At 39.8% G+C, this 16,316-nt stretch carries 19 protein-coding genes; 8 read left to right on the top strand and 11 right to left on the bottom strand.

The genetic code is table 11. The features are described 5' to 3' along the window. Window positions 1-276: 276 nt before the first annotated feature. From V7K21_RS18925 to V7K21_RS18885, 9 genes are all read right to left on the bottom strand, one after another. Window positions 277-2,118: an FHA domain-containing protein gene (locus V7K21_RS18925; protein ID WP_335176797.1), complete on the bottom strand. Its 1,842-nt coding sequence runs from the start codon at window positions 2,116-2,118 to the stop codon at window positions 277-279. Further along, a complete protein-coding gene (locus V7K21_RS18920) occupies window positions 2,115-2,318 on the bottom strand; it encodes a DUF6760 family protein (RefSeq protein ID WP_334724994.1) in 204 nt (67 codons plus the stop codon). Before V7K21_RS18920 ends, V7K21_RS18925 begins: the two co-directional genes overlap by 4 nt. Continuing rightward, complete coding sequence (locus V7K21_RS18915) at window positions 2,261-2,644, bottom strand: phage tail assembly protein (RefSeq protein ID WP_334960124.1); 384 nt, start codon at window positions 2,642-2,644, stop codon at window positions 2,261-2,263. The genes V7K21_RS18920 and V7K21_RS18915 overlap by 58 nt, the downstream gene beginning before the upstream one ends. Window positions 2,645-2,850: 206 nt before the next feature. Then, window positions 2,851-3,198: a hypothetical protein gene (locus V7K21_RS18910; protein WP_335176795.1), complete on the bottom strand. Its 348-nt coding sequence runs from the start codon at window positions 3,196-3,198 to the stop codon at window positions 2,851-2,853. Between the two features lie 316 nt (window positions 3,199-3,514). After that, a complete protein-coding gene (locus tag V7K21_RS18905; RefSeq protein WP_335176793.1) occupies window positions 3,515-4,033 on the bottom strand; it encodes a phage tail protein in 519 nt (172 codons plus the stop codon). 296 nt (window positions 4,034-4,329) lie between these two features. Then, entirely contained in the window at window positions 4,330-4,806 is a 477-nt protein-coding gene (locus V7K21_RS18900; protein ID WP_335176791.1) for a phage tail protein, read from the bottom strand. A 115-nt stretch (window positions 4,807-4,921) separates the two neighbouring features. After that, window positions 4,922-5,398 (bottom strand): phage tail protein, encoded by a 477-nt coding sequence (locus V7K21_RS18895; protein WP_335176789.1) that lies wholly within the window; start codon window positions 5,396-5,398, stop codon window positions 4,922-4,924. Window positions 5,399-5,563: 165 nt separating this feature from the next. Further along, entirely contained in the window at window positions 5,564-7,222 is a 1,659-nt protein-coding gene (locus V7K21_RS18890; RefSeq protein WP_335176788.1) for a phage tail sheath family protein, read from the bottom strand. A 30-nt stretch (window positions 7,223-7,252) separates the two neighbouring features. Further along, complete coding sequence (locus tag V7K21_RS18885; RefSeq protein WP_335176787.1) at window positions 7,253-8,107, bottom strand: Pvc16 family protein; 855 nt, start codon at window positions 8,105-8,107, stop codon at window positions 7,253-7,255. A gap of 805 nt (window positions 8,108-8,912) precedes the next feature. On the opposite strand from V7K21_RS18885, the gene V7K21_RS18880 reads away from it, so the two are divergent. The 4 genes from V7K21_RS18880 to V7K21_RS18865 all read left to right on the top strand — a co-directional run bounded on the left by V7K21_RS18880 (window position 8,913) and on the right by V7K21_RS18865 (window position 13,436). Then, a complete protein-coding gene (locus V7K21_RS18880; RefSeq protein WP_335176785.1) occupies window positions 8,913-9,884 on the top strand; it encodes a sensor histidine kinase in 972 nt (323 codons plus the stop codon). 61 nt (window positions 9,885-9,945) lie between these two features. Beyond that, on the top strand, window positions 9,946-10,626 hold the full coding sequence (locus V7K21_RS18875) for a response regulator transcription factor (protein WP_335176783.1): 681 nt from the start codon (window positions 9,946-9,948) through the stop codon (window positions 10,624-10,626). 43 nt (window positions 10,627-10,669) lie between these two features. Beyond that, window positions 10,670-12,799: a substrate-binding domain-containing protein gene (locus V7K21_RS18870; protein ID WP_335176781.1), complete on the top strand. Its 2,130-nt coding sequence runs from the start codon at window positions 10,670-10,672 to the stop codon at window positions 12,797-12,799. Continuing rightward, on the top strand, window positions 12,777-13,436 hold the full coding sequence (locus V7K21_RS18865; protein WP_335176778.1) for an FHA domain-containing protein: 660 nt from the start codon (window positions 12,777-12,779) through the stop codon (window positions 13,434-13,436). Before V7K21_RS18870 ends, V7K21_RS18865 begins: the two co-directional genes overlap by 23 nt. 70 nt (window positions 13,437-13,506) lie before the next feature. Here the strand turns inward: V7K21_RS18865 and V7K21_RS18860 are convergent, their stop codons facing one another. Together V7K21_RS18860 and V7K21_RS18855 are read right to left on the bottom strand one after the other, a co-directional pair. Beyond that, window positions 13,507-13,746: a hypothetical protein gene (locus V7K21_RS18860; RefSeq protein ID WP_335176776.1), complete on the bottom strand. Its 240-nt coding sequence runs from the start codon at window positions 13,744-13,746 to the stop codon at window positions 13,507-13,509. A gap of 148 nt (window positions 13,747-13,894) precedes the next feature. Further along, the gene (locus V7K21_RS18855) at window positions 13,895-14,188 is read right to left on the bottom strand and encodes a hypothetical protein (protein ID WP_335176774.1); all 294 of its coding nucleotides are present in this window, start codon (window positions 14,186-14,188) and stop codon (window positions 13,895-13,897) included. Window positions 14,189-14,226: 38 nt separating this feature from the next. Here V7K21_RS18855 and V7K21_RS18850 point away from each other — a divergent pair, with 38 nt between their 5' ends. The 4 genes from V7K21_RS18850 to V7K21_RS18835 all read left to right on the top strand — a co-directional run. Next, a complete protein-coding gene (locus V7K21_RS18850) occupies window positions 14,227-14,397 on the top strand; it encodes a hypothetical protein (RefSeq protein ID WP_335176772.1) in 171 nt (56 codons plus the stop codon). Window positions 14,398-14,553: 156 nt separating this feature from the next. After that, window positions 14,554-14,793 carry a hypothetical protein gene (locus V7K21_RS18845; protein WP_335176770.1) on the top strand — a complete coding sequence of 80 codons (240 nt, stop codon included), beginning with the start codon at window positions 14,554-14,556 and terminating at the stop codon, window positions 14,791-14,793. After that, the gene (locus tag V7K21_RS18840) at window positions 14,793-15,356 is read left to right on the top strand and encodes a phage tail protein (protein ID WP_335176768.1); all 564 of its coding nucleotides are present in this window, start codon (window positions 14,793-14,795) and stop codon (window positions 15,354-15,356) included. The genes V7K21_RS18845 and V7K21_RS18840 overlap by 1 nt, the downstream gene beginning before the upstream one ends. A gap of 23 nt (window positions 15,357-15,379) precedes the next feature. Continuing rightward, window positions 15,380-16,316: hypothetical protein (locus V7K21_RS18835; protein WP_335176766.1), on the top strand; the 937-nt coding region annotated here is incomplete at its 3' end.

Genomic DNA, 16,316 nt, shown 5'->3' with positions numbered 1-16,316 from the left:
GATTTGGCAGCAGGTGATTTTGCTCCTGTAGCTCTAACCGCTCCTGCTATCAATGGTTAGATAGTAAAGTTTAGCTAAATCAAAAAGCGCTCTCCTGGATTGGGAGGGCGCTTTTAGTCTCAACGAGAATAGTGCTTACGATAAAATATAGCGGTTCTGGTTTGGATGGAGGGTACAGCAATGCTGTGCCCCTAGCGTTTATTGTCTAAAAAAACAATAATATTCCCGACTTCTTAAAGAAGTCGGGAATATTATTGTTCAATGAATAATTTAGTGCTAATCTGCTGTTGATTTAAGATAATGCACGATCGCCTCTGCTGTTGGCAAATTAGTTGCCAGTAAAACTTGATTAATATTGCATAACCTTAGCAGTGCTTCTTCATTTGCTTGATTAGGCTGAGGTTGTAGCAAATCTCTCAGGAAAATAAATGCTAAAATTTCTCCTGATCCAACCAATGAAGCAATTGTTTGATATCCTCCAGAAGTTGGTGCGGGGGTTTCTTGACTAATAGTTATCCCCGCATGTTTTTGTAAGACTTCGCTAACAGATGGCCAGGTAATTGTAAAACTCTGCGAGAAAAATTCCTGATGTTGAGAAACAAATTCCGCAAGTTCTGATTTCTTGCTTTCGTGAGCAATTAGTACTATATTTCCTTCAATAATCATTTGAGAAGGCTCACTTACATTTGTTTCTTCTGGAGTTTCATCAGATTGAGTTGCTTCTACTTCAGAAACCTCTTCAATAGTTTCACTGATGATCTCAGGAACTTTGCTTTCTGTTTCATCAATAGCAGAACTAGGTTCTGCTTCTTCAACATCTGCGCTGTCTTCTCTTGTAACTGACGTATCCAAATCTACTACTTCATCATTGGTATCTTGTGTAACTTTGCTCTCTTCCTCTGGTACTTGATTCAATGTTTCTTGCTGTTTAATGCCCGCATCTTCAGCAACTTCCTTGACAACCTCGTCAACATCTGTATCAACTTCTGTAACTGGTGTATCTAAATCTACTACTTCATTATGGGTAGCTTCTGCAACGGCACTCTCCTGTGCAGGAACTTCGCTGAAAATATCACGCGGCTGCACGAAGGTGACTTCTGCTTCCAGTGCTGCTTCCAACTCTGCATCCTCATCGGAGGTAGATTTGGGAGCGCTACTCTCCTGTGCAGGAACTTCGCTGAAAATATCACGTGGCTGAACGTAGGTGACTTCTGCTTCTAGTGCTGCCTCCAACTCTGCATCCTCATCGTGAGTAGCTTCAGGAGTAGCATTTATATCAGGCCGCTGTACGAAAGTAGATTCTGCCGCCAGTGCTGCTTCCTCATGGTGAGTGGTTTGTGGAAGAACACTTTCCTCTTCAGGAGTTTCAATGATGTTTTCAGGTGAAGCGATCGCATCATCAGCTATAGTAGAAGAAACTTCTGAGGCTTCGTTGACTTTTGGAACTTCTACTTCCTCAACATCTGCGCTGACTTCTGCTGCAACTGATGTCCGCAAATCCCCAACTTGATCATGGACATCGTGTGGAACTTCGCTGACTGCTTCTGGTGACTGAATGATGTTTTTAGGGATGACATCATCAGGTTTAGTTGCAACAACTTCTGAGATTTTGCTTATTTCTGGGGAAGGAGGATTAATTTCAGGTGTATCTACTTCGTTACTAATTGGCGCTGGAACTTGGTTAACTACTTCTGAGGCTGGATTAGCAACATTGGAAGCACTGACATTTTCAGGCGATCGCGGCCGAGAAAATAGTGAAGGATCTATAATTCTAAAGACTGTCTCTGCTTGCTCATAGGCGGGAGTAACTCCTTCCAAGATCAAAACGTAATCTGCAATCCGGATAACGTCTCCATCACTCAAAGAATATGGTCGGTCTTTTTCAGCCTGTTTACCGTTAAATATTGAGCCATTTCTACTACCAAGGTCAGAGAAGTAGTAATTTCCACCTTTAACAAAAAACTTAGCATGTAACCGACTGATATCAGGGCTGTCTAAGACTAAATCAGAATCAGGAGAACGACCTATTAACCATTCTCCTCTGGTTGTAGTTTCTATGGTCAGGTCAACTTCATTGACTTCATTTAGATTTGGTGAGTAGCTGACTTTTACTTTCATATTATTTTTTGGTTAATTTTATTGATTTCTGCTACCCAGCGCTGACGGGTAGTATGTTCTAAGTTTAAAATATCATCTTGTGACCAGTGAAAATGATAAGCAATAAAAGCTACCTCCTCATATAAAGTATCAGAGGGGTAGCTTAGGACTCCCCCGCTAGTTCTAGCTCCACTGAAAATTGAGTATTGCAGTGGGGACATTGTGTCGGAATGTGTACATTGCCTTGCTGATTGATTCGATTGTAAAATTCTCGGAGATAAGCAATGTCATGTAGGAGAAGTCCTTCGAGTAAATCAGGACTAACAGAGTTGAAACTGCCCAAGCGAGTAATAACCAGTGCAAGCATCACCAAGACGCCGTAAGCTGGATTTTCTTGAACTCTGCGCTCTTGTTGCACCAAAATTTCATCTTTGGCGGTGGCTAAACGCATCACCCCCTGACGATGTACTCGGTTTTCACCATCACTCAACCCTCTAGGAAGAGTGAAGGCAAATTCTGTGCAGAGAGTATCCTTTTTACGGCGCATAGGTAATTTGGGGATTGGGGAATGGGTATTGGGCATGGGGCATTAGGCATGGGGAATAGGGGGATAGGGAGCGAAGGAGATAGGGGGAATAAAGAGTAATTTCTGTATAGTCTTTTTCCCCTCCGCTCCTTTGCTCCTTTGCCCCTCTGCTCCCTGCTCCCCCTGCTTTTTCATCTCCCTCATCCCCCTATTCCCCATTCCCGAACTCAATTATGAATAAGTGGTTCGGGGGAATTTATTGTATCTTCTGGTATGGAAGTTTCGCCCTCCAATCCATTGATTCGACGGTAAAAATCTTGAAGGTAATTTAAATCTTGGGCAAAAAAGTTTTCTACTATTGCTGGAGACACTTGTGGTAAAGCACCCAAACGGGTGATTACTCGCGACAAGATAATAATTGTGGCATAAACGGGATTAGCTTTAACGCGTGGGTCACGCAAGGGTGAAATCTCGTCTATCGCCGTTGATAACCGCATTACACCTTTGCGGTGGAGGTTGCCTTCAGAGTCTAGATACCCTTTAGGCAGTGTAAATTCAAACTCTGTAGGAAACATAGTCCTCCTAATTACTTCACGCGCATTCGTAATAGGTTAAAACAAAATCAGTTTTGGTAATAGTATTTACTCTACAAATCAGCCGATTAATTCAGTATCAAATTCAGCTTAATACTGAATTGTGAGTGTAAAGAATAAATGGTGCTTTGAAATATGACGCACAGGCGTAGCCAGCCTTCTCTACGAAACGCTATGCGTAGCTTGTTTTCCCGTAAAGGTACGACATTGCTAGCTTAAAAATATGTTTTTTAGCGATTTCGGCAGAATGTTAAGCACTATTGTTGATTGACAAATTGTTTATGAGCTTAATAATTCATTAAAAATAACCCATTAAACTAGGATCCTGGCGTTGAAATTCCTCAAAAGCAATCTCCATCTCTTCAATTTCTATTTCATGACTGGTAGCGTCAAAATCACTAATTTTGTAACTAGTAGGCCAAGCACCATTTAATTCAAATCTAGCTCTTTCCTTACCCTCTTGGTTGTAAATAGATAAATAAATATTTTTACGTTGTTCCTTCCACTCACCTGTTTCGACTTTTTCAAACCATTCCCACCAAGATGCATATGTGGTCAAACCTTTACGCAAAATAATATTACCACTCTTAGCATTGCCAGGAAGTTTAGTTCTAACTGGTTTACCTTTTGATGCATCTCCCCACTTTTGAGAAGTGACTTCACAAATTTCAATTACGTCCAGAGTTCTTGTGAAACCTTGGCATTCTAAAAAGTAGGTATCGCTATCATTCCAGCCTAAGTTTAGTCCTACAAAAAAACGATATTTTGTAAGAAACTCTTTCGAGCCTAACTTTGAAGCGATTTTTGTGATTACCATAGTATATATTGAGAGTTTGAGTTTTGATGCAAATCTAATTTAATTTAGCAGTTAAGGTTGCTATCTATAAGTTATTGTAACCTCCTACCAAAAACAAATAGCTAAATAAAACCGAACAATTGAATTTTACCCTTAAGTTGGGAGGGTTTTTTGACTTGATTCGATATGAAAACTCTCAATAGCTATTTTAATCGCCTCTGTTACCAGATCACTATTTGTTACATGAGAATCTCATTTGATAATAAGTTAATAGTCCAGTTCAAGTTGCTATCTAACTGAACAATTAAGTTTTACCCTCAATTACTCAGGGCATTTGTACTTCTTTCAATCTTAAAACCCTCAATAGCTATTTCAATTGCCTCTGTTACCAAATCATTATTTGTAGCATCGAATTCTGGGGCTGTATATGATACAGGAAAGCAATTTGTAAAATTTATCCGGATTACTTCAGTTGATCTATCTTGGGCATAACCAACAACTGAAACTGCTTTCCGGTTGTCTTCCCACTGACGCGCTTCTCCATCTCTGCTACACTTTAAATACCAATCGTAGATGCTATTGTCACCATTGTAATTCAAGGTAATTGTTACATTATCCGATTCCGCCTGTCCCGGAGTATTTTGACGGATTACCTTACCACTTTTGCCTGAACCTCTAATTTGTGTAGTGGCATTATTTTTCTCACTAAATGCTGAGATTGATTTAACGAATTTTTCCTCAATGCCTTCTGCATTAAAGTAAAAGACTGAAGCACCAATATATTCATTTGCCATGAGAATCTCATCTCCTAATAAATTAATAGTGCAGTTAAGGTTGCTATTTACAAGTTATAGCAACCTCATGCCTATGACAAATAGCTAAATCAAACCGAACAATTGAGTTTTACCTTCAATTACTCAGGGACTTTGTACTTCTTTCAATCTTAAAACCCTCAATAGCTATTTCAATCGCCTCTGTTACCAAATCACTATTTGTAGCATCGAATTCTGGGGCTGTATATGATACAGGAAAGCAATTTGTAAAATTTAGCCGGATTACTTCAGTTGATCTATCTTGGGCATAACCAACAACCGAAACTGCTTTCCGGTTGTCATCCCACTGACGCGCTTCTCCATCTCTGCTACACTTTAAATACCAATCGTAGATGCTATTGTCACCATTGTAATTCAAGGTAATTGTCACATTATTATGTTCTACCTGTCCTGGGGTGTTTTGACGGATTACCTTACCACTTTTGCCTGAACCTCTAACAGTTGTAGTGGCATTATTTTTTAAGCCCAATCCTGTAACTGATTTAACGAATTTCTCTTCAATACCTTCTGCATTAAAGTAAAAGACTGAAGCACCAATATATTCGTTTGGCATGAGAATCTCATCTCCTAATAAATTAATAGTGTGGAAAAATTGCAGAAATATAGTAAGCTATTACGCATTATGGGCTGTGATTAGTCATTTGTGTTTACAAAGAACTAATGATTAATGACATTCTCACAGAAAATAGTGCAATATGAAGCCGGTTAGCTTAATCAGTTATCCCTCATCAAGTGCATTCCATTGACTGATACGGAAGATCACAAACTCTGCCGGTCTAACGGGGCAAACACCTACTTCGATATACAAACGACCTAAAATTATAGTTTCTGGTGGATTCAATTCCGCATCGCATTTAACATAAAATGCCTGTGCTGCGGAATCTCCAAATAAAGCACCCTCACGCCAAATCCGCTCTAAAAAGTTACTGACAGTACGTCTGACACGCGCCCACAAATCTTGATCATTCGGTTCAAAAACTGCCCATTGAGTGCCCAGTTCAATTGATTTTTCTAGGTAACTAATCAATCGACGCACGCTGATATAACGCCATTCTGTTTTATCTGGCTCAACTAAAGTTCGTGCTCCCCAAATGCGGATACCTCGGTTCGGGAAATTGCGAATGCAATTGATACCAAGGGGGTTCAATAGTTCCTGTTCGCGGAAATTGGTATCATAACCTAAACCAATTACGCCTCTGGGTACTTCATTTGCAGGCGCTTTAAAGACACCTCTGGTTTCGTCGGTGCGTCCCCAAACACCCATCATATGACCACAAGGAGGTACTAGAATGGGATTGCCGCGATCGCGCGGGTTAGCAACTTTGATCCAAGGATAGTAAAGGGCTGCAAACATCGAACGGCGGTTAAATCTATTCAACCAATTCACTACTTGTTGGGGTTTAACGGCATCAGGTGGTGCATCAAGTAAAACCATGCGGTTGGGTGGATTAGGAATATCGCCACTGGCAGAACCTTCGCACATGCTGATCATCAGTTCCATGATCCCGTGGACTTGATCCAAGTTCAGCACTTGTTCTTGATAAGCCCGCATCAGATCAGGGCAAGCCACCATTGTGATTTCATCAATTTCAAAAATACCGCGTACCCCTGTGCGATCATCTCGTACCCCTTCTATATCTTGTGGAAGTCTATCCGGCTGAGTGGCAACAATTGGTGGCGCTAGTTCGTACTGACCATTGACCGGACGGCGAGTTAAAGGCTGCCCGCTTTGAGTAATGTCTTCTACACTGATATACATAGAATTTCTCAATGCTGTCAGCGCATAAGTTGCTACTTGAGCATTAGGATCGCGGTTCATCGTCAAGTTCTGGTATTGCTCTAAAAGCTCATCTCCCCGACGAATCTCGATTGTGAAATATTCTCCTGTATTTGGAGCAGCTTCTCCTTCAGTACCTTCAGGTAGGGCACGAGGGGAACCTTCAATAATTAAGATGTTTACTAATCCGTCTGCTGCTTGCTCAGGGCGCAAAGTAAACCGCAAGGCTGGACGATTGCCTCGAGCGTTGATTCTTAGAATAGCAGGTTCTGGAGTCGCGGCTTTGGGTGCGTTTGGTAATTGAGTGCCAATGCTTGTCACCCAGCAGCGACCGCCACCATTCATGAAGTAGCCATAGACTGCAAAGGGTAAGTAGGCGTTGAAATCAGTGAAACCATCAGAATTAAGATGGGCAAAATAGTTGAGATATTGCGTCCAATTAGTCACCAACATCGGCTTAAATAGTTCAGCATCATCTCGAATATCTTCTGTAAAGCCTACAAACCCGGCAATTGCTGTGCTAACACCTTCAATCGGTCGGCTCCCTCGGTCAAATTCTTCAATATAGACACCAGGAGCAAAGTAATCAAGTCTAGCCATAAAAGTCTCTCCAAGTCAGTAAAAACTTAATTATTCAGGAGTTAGAAATATTTCTTTGAAGGTATAACCTTGGTTATCTACCAATGCATTAACATTCTTGGGTAAATAGCCAGGACAATTTAGATTTAAAACATAGTTACCTCTCTCAAGGTTTTCAAAAAAGAACAGTCCTTCTTTGTTGCTTTCCATGAATTTTGTAGTTCCCTGCAGAGTAACTTTTGTCGCCAGCAGTGGCAGATTTGTTGTCGCACTCTTGACGTAACCTCCAATTACTACTCGCCTAGTGATAATTTGGTTGCTACCATGCCCTTCTATTCCATACCCATCCATTTTATTTCGCTGGTCAAAAATTCGTTCCCAAACCAAAGGTGTTGCGGTAGGTGGCGTATTAAAAGGCACGCTTATTGTTAAATATATGGCTGAACGCAAAGGTACATGAAGAGCGCCCCATATGCCGCCAATCTCAAGTGACGGCTGTATTCCAATTACCATACGTAAACTACCATAACCCCGTAATTCAGGAACTAAAAACTCCTCCTCCAAAGCTTGATGGCGTAGAAGTACGGTCAATGCTTCACTGAGGAAGTGATGCTCGCCTAAAGTCGTCCTATCCCAGGCTGTTAATACCACTGAAATATCAAACCAAGTAGGTTCCCAATTTACAGCGCCAGATTGTAGATGGCGTGTAATATTACGTTCAACTTGCCTTCCGGCTTGTTGAGCCTGCTTACTGTGACGAATATCATAAATATATAAATTGAGAGTCGGGCCTGCTCCCTCTTCCCTTCGAGTAGAAGGATGGCTAAAGTCAATTTGCTCCGTACTGGTAAGTGAGGTTCCTCCAGCGAGAATTTCAGCTAAAGTTTGAAGAACGAAGACAAACATGAAGGTGTTGTGCTGGTAGCAAATCCAGATGCATCTACAATATATGTATCAGCCTTCTAAAGTTAATTAGACTTTTGTCGATATTTTGGGATAGGGCATTGGGCATTGCGTATTGGGCATGGGGCATAGGCTAATACGCTTGGGTTAAGCATTTTTTCTCTCCCCCTGCTCCTTTATCCCCAGTCCCCAGCTCGTCCAGAATGATGATTGAGGGGGCTGGGAGATATTAGTTTTTCAAGAATCCGAAAAGCAGCAACTTCAGTTTGTAGATTAGTCTGGAGCAGTTATTAATTGGACGCACTACATTTTTTTGTAGGGTGGGCCGAAAAGCCCACTAGTCCACTAGACCAACTTTGATAGATCAATAAGTTCGTAATCAGGACTAAGCATTGTTGCCTTGGCAGAGTACTAAATAGGATAAGCAAAACGCCCATCCCAGAAAATTTATCGAATTATTATAATATATGAGACTGCTATATACCTATCTATACTTAGAACAGTGAGAAGCACCTGTGAATATAGACTTAATAATTCTTTGTTTGTATAAATTATCTAATAAGATAACTTAACAAAAAAATAAACATTCTTTAAACTGCATAATTTTATACTGGTCACCAGAAAAGTAAAAATATTTGGTTGCAAAAAGCGAGTTAAAGCTATGACACTAGGCTTTTCTGTACAAAAACTAGAAAATGGCTCTAATTATTTGAATTCCTCAGATATTCAAAGCTTTTGTCAGCTAGAGTCTGAGCAGCTAACTAGTCAGTATCCAATTTTTTTCGCTCGGATTGTCTATCATGATTATTTGCTAAAAAATCATCAGGAAGTTATAAATTATGGTCAAGACCAAGCTTCTTTTTCGCCAAAAATTTTAGCTTATTTACGGTCAGAAGCATGGCTTACAGACTTTCCGCCTGTTTTGACTTTACATGAATTTAGACTTAAGGACTTTTCATCCATTTCTTACATTTGCCCCATAGGCTATAGAAATCAAAAACCTGAATACATTCAAATCATTACTCACGAACCTTTGTCATCTAGTTTGCAATTATACGTAAAACGCTCTGCGATGCTCCTAAGTAAGTATACAGACATTTACTTAGACTATGGAAGACAAAAAACTGAAATTCAACTCCTAGAAAATATCTTGCATCGAGTAGGTCATCAATTGCGTAACTCTCTAGGACTTATCGGATTGTATGCACATAACTTATACTTAGGGTTAAAGGATAGTCCTTGGCAAGAGCAAGCAACAATCATTGGCGAAAGCATAGAAGATTTAGATACTAATTTAAATGAGCTTATTGATTGTGGTCAAAGTGCAAAATTAAGGGTAACATTTCAAGATTTAAGAAATTTGGTAGTTGAAAGTATCACAAATTTACAACCTCTAATTAATCAGAAGAAAATTAAAATATCGATTCCCGATACATCGACAATACTGAAAATAGACAGATTGCAAATGAAACAAGTCTTTGACAATATCCTCAGTAATGCTGTTCATTTCAGTCCTAATTCAGGAACTATTACCTGCAGCTGGCAAATTTTTCAAGATGAAGTTTTAATTAAAATCTTAGATCAAGGGCCAGGACTATCTCAAGAGGATTTACAAAAAGTATTTACCCCATTTTATTCCCGACGTAGAGGAGGTACAGGGCTGGGTTTAACTATCGCTAAAAAAATTATTTTGGATCATCAAGGAAGTATCTGGGCACAAGTTTTGTCAGAAAAGGGAGCGCAATTTTCCCTGATTTTACCTCGGCCAAGGAGTAGATAAATAATTTATAATTCGTAATGGGCTACGCCCCGCTACGCTAACGTAATTCGTAATTACAAATATGACTAATGATCATAAAAAACTTTCAGTTTTGCTGGTAGATGATGAAGAACGCTTCCGCCAGGGATTACGTACCCTCCTCAACTTTTATAGTATTAATTCTGCTTTACCTGTAGAAGTTGTGGGTGATGCTGATACTGTAGAGCAAGTTTTAAAATTAACAGCCCAGAAGTGTCCAGATTTAATTTTGCTGGATATGCAATTGAAAGGATGTGATGGGATTACAATTTTGACACGTCTTAAGGAAACTGCTTACACTGGCAAGGTTTTAGTCTTGTCGGCTCATCAAGAAGATGACTGGATTTTTAGAGCAATGCAGGCGGGAGCCGCAGGTTATGTGTTTAAAAATCGTTTGGCAACACAATTGTGTGAAGCTATTGACATTGTTACAAGGTCAGAAATTTATCTACCTTCAGAGGTAGCTAGTCGATTTTTCCGGTTTTTTCAGGCTTATTCAAACTCTAGTATGAAAGCATCTCATGAGGTGCATTTAACCCAAAGAGAGCAAGAAGTTTTACACTGGTTAACTCAAGGTGCTTCTAATGAAGAAATCGCCAAACATTTATATGTAACAGTTGCTACTGTTAAGGCGCATCTCACAAGTATTTTTGAAAAATTGAAGGTTACTAGCCGGACTCAAGCTATTGTGGCTGCTCTCAAGTTAGGATTAGTTCACGCTTGAGCGCGACAGAAGTAATCAGCGCAATTCACGAAACTCTTTGTATATGCCTTCATTTGAATCTTTTTATCAAGAATACCCCTGCTCATACAATTCTCCCTTAAATTGCGATCGCCCCTTCCAAACGGCGCAGCAAATCAAGGGTGCTAAGTTTTGCTTGGAATGTGGTTTTCCAGCAACTTTACCGCAGCAGGCTGAGATTAAAGGAAATCAGGGGACTTATCAAATAGCTAGTTTTGTTGGTGTGCAAGGTTTAGGCCGCTTATATTCAGGTATCCAACTCAAAGACAAACAGCCTGTAATCATCAAAGAATACCTGCTACCCAATCGTTCTTTTAATGAAAGCGAGACTCGAAAGCGGAAAGAGACTTTCAAACAGGTGGGTGGGGTAAGTTTAGCCGATAATAGAATTCAAAACTTCCGTCTTGTCGAAACTAAAGAAGCGATCGCTGATGAAAAAGGAGAACGCTGTTATTTAATTACTAAAGGAGTAGAGGCATCCCAAACTTTAGGAAAATATCTGATCGAGAAGGGAGCAATGACATCTATTGAGGTGCGTGAAGTCCTAAATCAAGGTCTACAAACTCTCCAGTTTCTCCACACTCAAAAGCTGCGCTTTCCCTCCAACCAAATACAACTGGGTATCACTCACGGCAACATCAATTTAGATAGTACTTTAATTAAAGTAGAAAATAATCAAAAATTTTCTATATACTTTTGTGATTTAGCTATCTGGGAAAACTTATTTCTTCCGCCCATTATTGCTAAACCCGCACCTGCCAGACTTGAGCAAGATTTAGAATCATTAGGATTGGTAGCCTTTTCTTTATGGGCAGGACGCACAACTAATTTGTCATCTAACCAGCCTCTCAATCTTAGAGATAATCAACAATGGCCAGATAGTGATAGTCATTTAAAACAGTTTATTTATCAACTAATTGGGCTGGAAAATCGTTTCGAGAGTGCAGAAGCAGCTCGTCAAGCACTGCTAAAACTTCCTAAAGAGGATCATGGCAAAAGTTCAGCGCGATCGCCAGCTTCTCAAGAAATAGAAAAGCGTTTCCCAATCCCTTTAATTCTGCTACTAATTCTGGTATTACTACTTGGGGGAGGAATTTGGTATTGGCTTTGGGGTAAGAAAACAGATAGTTCTAATCAATATATACAATGGTCGAAACTTGTGCGGAATTTCTCTGAAGTCCCCAACATTCCTTCCGGACAATTTACTTATACAGGAGAAAAAGACAGTACATGGAGCTATATTTTGACACAACCAGTGGACAACAATCATTTAGAAGATTTATTGACCAGACCAAAGTCAGATGCAACAGCAACATTTAATTATGAATCTGTTTTGTCATCAAATATAGATAATCCGATTAAAAGTATCGAAGAAGTCCAAACAAGCAAAAAAGATTTTGCAATGACTAGTTTGGTAGATAATATCACAGATAAACTTGCTAAAAAACCAGTTGCTTATGATGGGTTACTGGTTTTTGTAGCATTTAATAAGAGAGACTCAAATCTTGCTAACGCTCTTGGAGGGGAAATAAGTCTTGAGCAATTGCGTCAAATTTATACAGGTAAAATTACTAATTGGCAGCAAATTAGTCCTAAACTTCCAAATCTGACTCTGATACCTTTGGCCCCAACTGAACCGGAAGCAATCAGTAAATTTAAAGAAATAGTTCTTAAAAATGCCCCTCAGGACGAAGCTTTATTTAAAGCAAAGGTTAGTAAACTTGACACAACAAAAACCCAAAACCAGATACGCAGCGAAACTCTAAAGGGGCGAACTCCTGGTATCATCAGTTTTGGGATTATCAGTAAAACTTGGACTCAGTGTACTGGCTATCCCCTAGCGATCGCAGATGGCAACAAGTCAGCGATTCAACCTCTGTTTCAACGGCGCGATCGCCGCTCAATTACTCCCTCAGATGATTTGTGTCAACATGATGATTATTATGTTGATGTCACGACTTTCCAAAACTACGCCTTGGGATACCCTATTTTTGTAGTGTACCCTAAAGACAGCAGCCGCCTACCAGGTGGTTCTACATTTGCCCAGATGCTAACTACTCGTCAGGGTCAGTGTTTACTTAGTAAAGTAGGTCTTGTAGCTTTACAACCTATGCCTGATGATATAAATTCCTATGCCTGCAAATCGGTGCCCTAATCCCAATTGCGAATATTTTAACCGCGCCCTGCCTAACAATGCTAAGGTTTGTCCCTGGTGTTCCACTCCTGTGGGTAATGTAGTTGCCCCTGCACCACAACAACCCAGTCAACAACAACCCAGTCAACAAGAACCTAGTCAACAACCACCCAGTCAACAACCACCTACTCAGTATCAGCGGCCAGCAATAGACCAACCTAATTACCAAGTTCCCCAACAAGCCCGCATTGATTATTCAACAGTCTATCAGGAACGGGTTTCTTATCCACCAACACCGCCTGTTTATACTCCCCCACCTCAAAGGGCGCCAGTCTTAAAGTTGATTCATACCACCGGAAGAGAATATAATCTCGTTGGGGAAGGAGGTTATATTGGTCGCCGCAGTCAGAGTCCAGGAATAGCGCCGCCAGAAATTGACTTGACAGGCATCCCCAGTGAGGGAATAATCTCTCGTCGTCATGCGCGAGTCGATTGGGACTGGTCGCAAAATGCATACATGATTGTTGACATGAGTACTAATGGTATTTATTTAAACAATACTTCTCTAACTCCTGGTATGCAATATCGATTGCTTAATGGCGATTCACTGCGATTTGGTCAGGATAATCTAGTAAATTTCACTATATATATATTGTAGTAAAAAGCTTTAGCTAATGCATTAGGTTTAGCAAGAGTCACCAATTGTAGGGGCGCAAGGCCTTGCGCCCCTACAATTGGTCATTCATCCCAACGCTATGATTGTTAGCCCCTACGTCAGCTTGGGGTGTGACAGGTTTAATAAAAACAATCCCATGATAAATGGTTGGGCATGACAATCGATGCATCCAATTTAATTTCTCGAAGGATCGCACTACTGCCTTCTTGAAAGTAACTTCTGGCTTCACGTTTAAGTGTTTCGCGCAGTCTGTAGCAACTTCTGCTTTCCCTGAAGTAACTTCTGGCTTCACGTTTGGGTGTTTCGCGCAGTCTGTAGCAACTTCTGCTTTCCCTGAAGTAACTTCTGTCTACAAATAAGGAAACTCCAAAAAATAAATCATCCAATTTCACGCCCATCAAAAGGACTTTCTCTTCTCCTGCGAAAAGATCCCTGCTCCTCTACAATAAAAACGATGCGATATTTTTTTTAAGTTTACGTCCGATACCGTATGCACCTCTCTCAGATTCTTTTATGATTACCTTATCTGGGTAAGCTTTCTCTCCAGCGAATTTTTCACTCTTAGTATGAATAAATTGTGCTTCGTTCGTCAACATTAGGGTGATAATCACTTTGCGAGGACGATCACTTGCAAAGTCCCCCTTATACTCCTCTGTTGGGTCTAAAAACCACACCGCATTCTCAGTTGAATTCTTAAGCTGGCTAATTAAAAGTTTTGCTTGGGGATTACGCAAGGGTATTCGACTAATGTCGTGGGTGAGAGGTTTATGAAGTGGTTGCACCAATGGAACTGCTTGGGGTAAATGTTTATGAGGATTCTAAACCAAAGCTCGGTATTCGGTGTTTGAGAGATGGTATTGAGAAGGAAGTAGTGGTAGCTTTTTTGGACTGGTTTACATATTCTCCCATTTTTTCTCCTCATTCCCAAGCAGTAGCTAGATGAATATTTGCTGGATTGATCACATATTTAGAGTATGGCGATCGCATTTTTAACACAATTCATCAAAAGTCTAAATTCAGGCAAAGACGAAGTTCGACTTTTGGCTACTTTTGATTCTGATGCAGTACCTTTAGCCTTGATTCTAGGAGAGATTTTTTTATGGACTCAAAACAGCAACAAACTTTTTTCACGTTCGATGGAGATGTTGGCGGTACTGCTGGATACGCCGGGGTTTCAGCGTCATCTGATGCTAGCAAGGCGGTTAAAACAGCAACTAAATATCTCAACGACTCACTGCTTTTAGACCAACTTACAGAACACGTGTATAAACTTTTGTTACAAGACCTGCGATCGCAGCAAGAAAGGCTAAGTAATTATAGTTCCCAAAGGTGGTTGTGATGGTTGGAAATTCCCTTGGAAGAGCAGGAGATACAATAGGTATTCCTAACAGCCTTGCTAAAGGCGACGTTGACCACGAATACAATTATGTCACTACTAATCGTTTCTACGTAGAAATAGACAGTTCTATTGCTGCATCTTTCACTGAATGTTCAGGATTAAGTGTTCAAATTCAGAAAAATGTTTTTTACGAAGGTGGTGTCAACGACCAGCAAAGAATTTATTTAGGTCATACAGAATTTGCAGACATAACTCTTAAACGTGGACTTACCGATCATCCAGGTTTTTGGAACTGGATAAATACAGTTTTTAATGAAGAAGATGAAACATCTCGACGCAATGTCAATATTTTGATTTTCAATCAAGCTGGTGAAACGATGATGAGTTGGACTTTGATTGGTGCTATTCCTATAGCTTGGAAAACACCTGCATTACAAGCAGATGGAAACGCGGTTGCCATTGAAGAATTAACTTTGGCTTATGAAGGTTTACAAGTTGCCAGAGATTCAGGAGGAGGCAATTCTGTAGAACGAGATGAAACAGGATATTTCCCTTCTAGTTAATTGGCTATTTTTCAATTATAACTATGCAAATTATTCAATCTCCACTAGGAAATAATGTTCATTCACTGGGGGTAAGATCATCTTTATCTTATCCTCACAAAATGTTATTAAAAAAAGAGTCTAATTCCCTGAATTCACAAAGCAATATTATCGGTTCCATACAAAATAAACCACCATTAGTCACATCATCTAAATTTTTCTTATCTCGTAAACATGAATTGACGATACAACCATTAATAGATTGGGATAATGAGGAGACTCAGGGTATAAATAGTGAGTTTCCATTAGTTGAGTTTGATTCTTCTGATTCAATAAGTTTACTAAAAAATAGTAATGAATCAGTAAAGGACAGTATTCCAGAGAAAATGCCAACTCGTATTGAAAAAAATACGAGTAATGATACCTCACAAAAACTAAATAATAAAGGTAAATCTAAATCAACAAAAACAAATAAATCTCAACAGCCACCAGAAAAAAAGTCAATACCGAAATCTAAGACTAAAAAAGCAGTCAAATCATCAGCAGCTAAAAATGTTGCTCAATTTGATGAAAGCAACATTCCTATTAATCGTAATCAAGATAGCTTATTAGTATCAGATGAGCCTTTGCCTGTTGAGGCTAATTCGGATATCCCGAAATTACAACGAAATGTTGCATCAAACAACACTACAAGTGAGAATAATTCTGTTAGTAGTATAACCCCTAGCATAATGTCATCCACTTCGCATAGTGTTGAAGATAAATCGACTTTATTTAGGAATATTACTAATGATGATCTGCAATTAAATTCTGAGTTACCATCTAGTTTGCTCAGTCCAGAGTTAGAAGCGATCGCACCAAAAATGAGCGCCACATCGCCTGAAATTGGTGAAACTGTAATTGCACCAAAAATGAGCGCCATATCGCCTGAGACTGGTGAAACCGTAATTGCACCAAAAATGAGCGCCATATCACCTGAAA

Origin of the sequence: Nostoc sp. (assembly GCF_036919595.1) — a bacterium.
Lineage (GTDB): Bacteria > Cyanobacteriota > Cyanobacteriia > Cyanobacteriales > Nostocaceae > Nostoc.
This window is presented reverse-complemented; position numbering and strand designations above follow the sequence as displayed.

Coding starts and splice junctions, on each gene's coding strand:
- V7K21_RS18925 (WP_335176797.1), bottom strand. CDS start 2,118: ATGAAAGTAAAAGTCAGCTACTCACCAAATCTAAATGAAGTCAATGAA.
- V7K21_RS18920 (WP_334724994.1), bottom strand. CDS start 2,318: ATGTCCCCACTGCAATACTCAATTTTCAGTGGAGCTAGAACTAGCGGG.
- V7K21_RS18915 (WP_334960124.1), bottom strand. CDS start 2,644: ATGCGCCGTAAAAAGGATACTCTCTGCACAGAATTTGCCTTCACTCTT.
- V7K21_RS18910 (WP_335176795.1), bottom strand. CDS start 3,198: ATGTTTCCTACAGAGTTTGAATTTACACTGCCTAAAGGGTATCTAGAC.
- V7K21_RS18905 (WP_335176793.1), bottom strand. CDS start 4,033: ATGGTAATCACAAAAATCGCTTCAAAGTTAGGCTCGAAAGAGTTTCTT.
- V7K21_RS18900 (WP_335176791.1), bottom strand. CDS start 4,806: ATGGCAAATGAATATATTGGTGCTTCAGTCTTTTACTTTAATGCAGAA.
- V7K21_RS18895 (WP_335176789.1), bottom strand. CDS start 5,398: ATGCCAAACGAATATATTGGTGCTTCAGTCTTTTACTTTAATGCAGAA.
- V7K21_RS18890 (WP_335176788.1), bottom strand. CDS start 7,222: ATGGCTAGACTTGATTACTTTGCTCCTGGTGTCTATATTGAAGAATTT.
- V7K21_RS18885 (WP_335176787.1), bottom strand. CDS start 8,107: ATGTTTGTCTTCGTTCTTCAAACTTTAGCTGAAATTCTCGCTGGAGGA.
- V7K21_RS18875 (WP_335176783.1), top strand. CDS start 9,946: ATGACTAATGATCATAAAAAACTTTCAGTTTTGCTGGTAGATGATGAA.
- V7K21_RS18870 (WP_335176781.1), top strand. CDS start 10,670: ATGCCTTCATTTGAATCTTTTTATCAAGAATACCCCTGCTCATACAAT.
- V7K21_RS18865 (WP_335176778.1), top strand. CDS start 12,777: ATGCCTGCAAATCGGTGCCCTAATCCCAATTGCGAATATTTTAACCGC.
- V7K21_RS18845 (WP_335176770.1), top strand. CDS start 14,554: ATGGACTCAAAACAGCAACAAACTTTTTTCACGTTCGATGGAGATGTT.
- V7K21_RS18840 (WP_335176768.1), top strand. CDS start 14,793: ATGGTTGGAAATTCCCTTGGAAGAGCAGGAGATACAATAGGTATTCCT.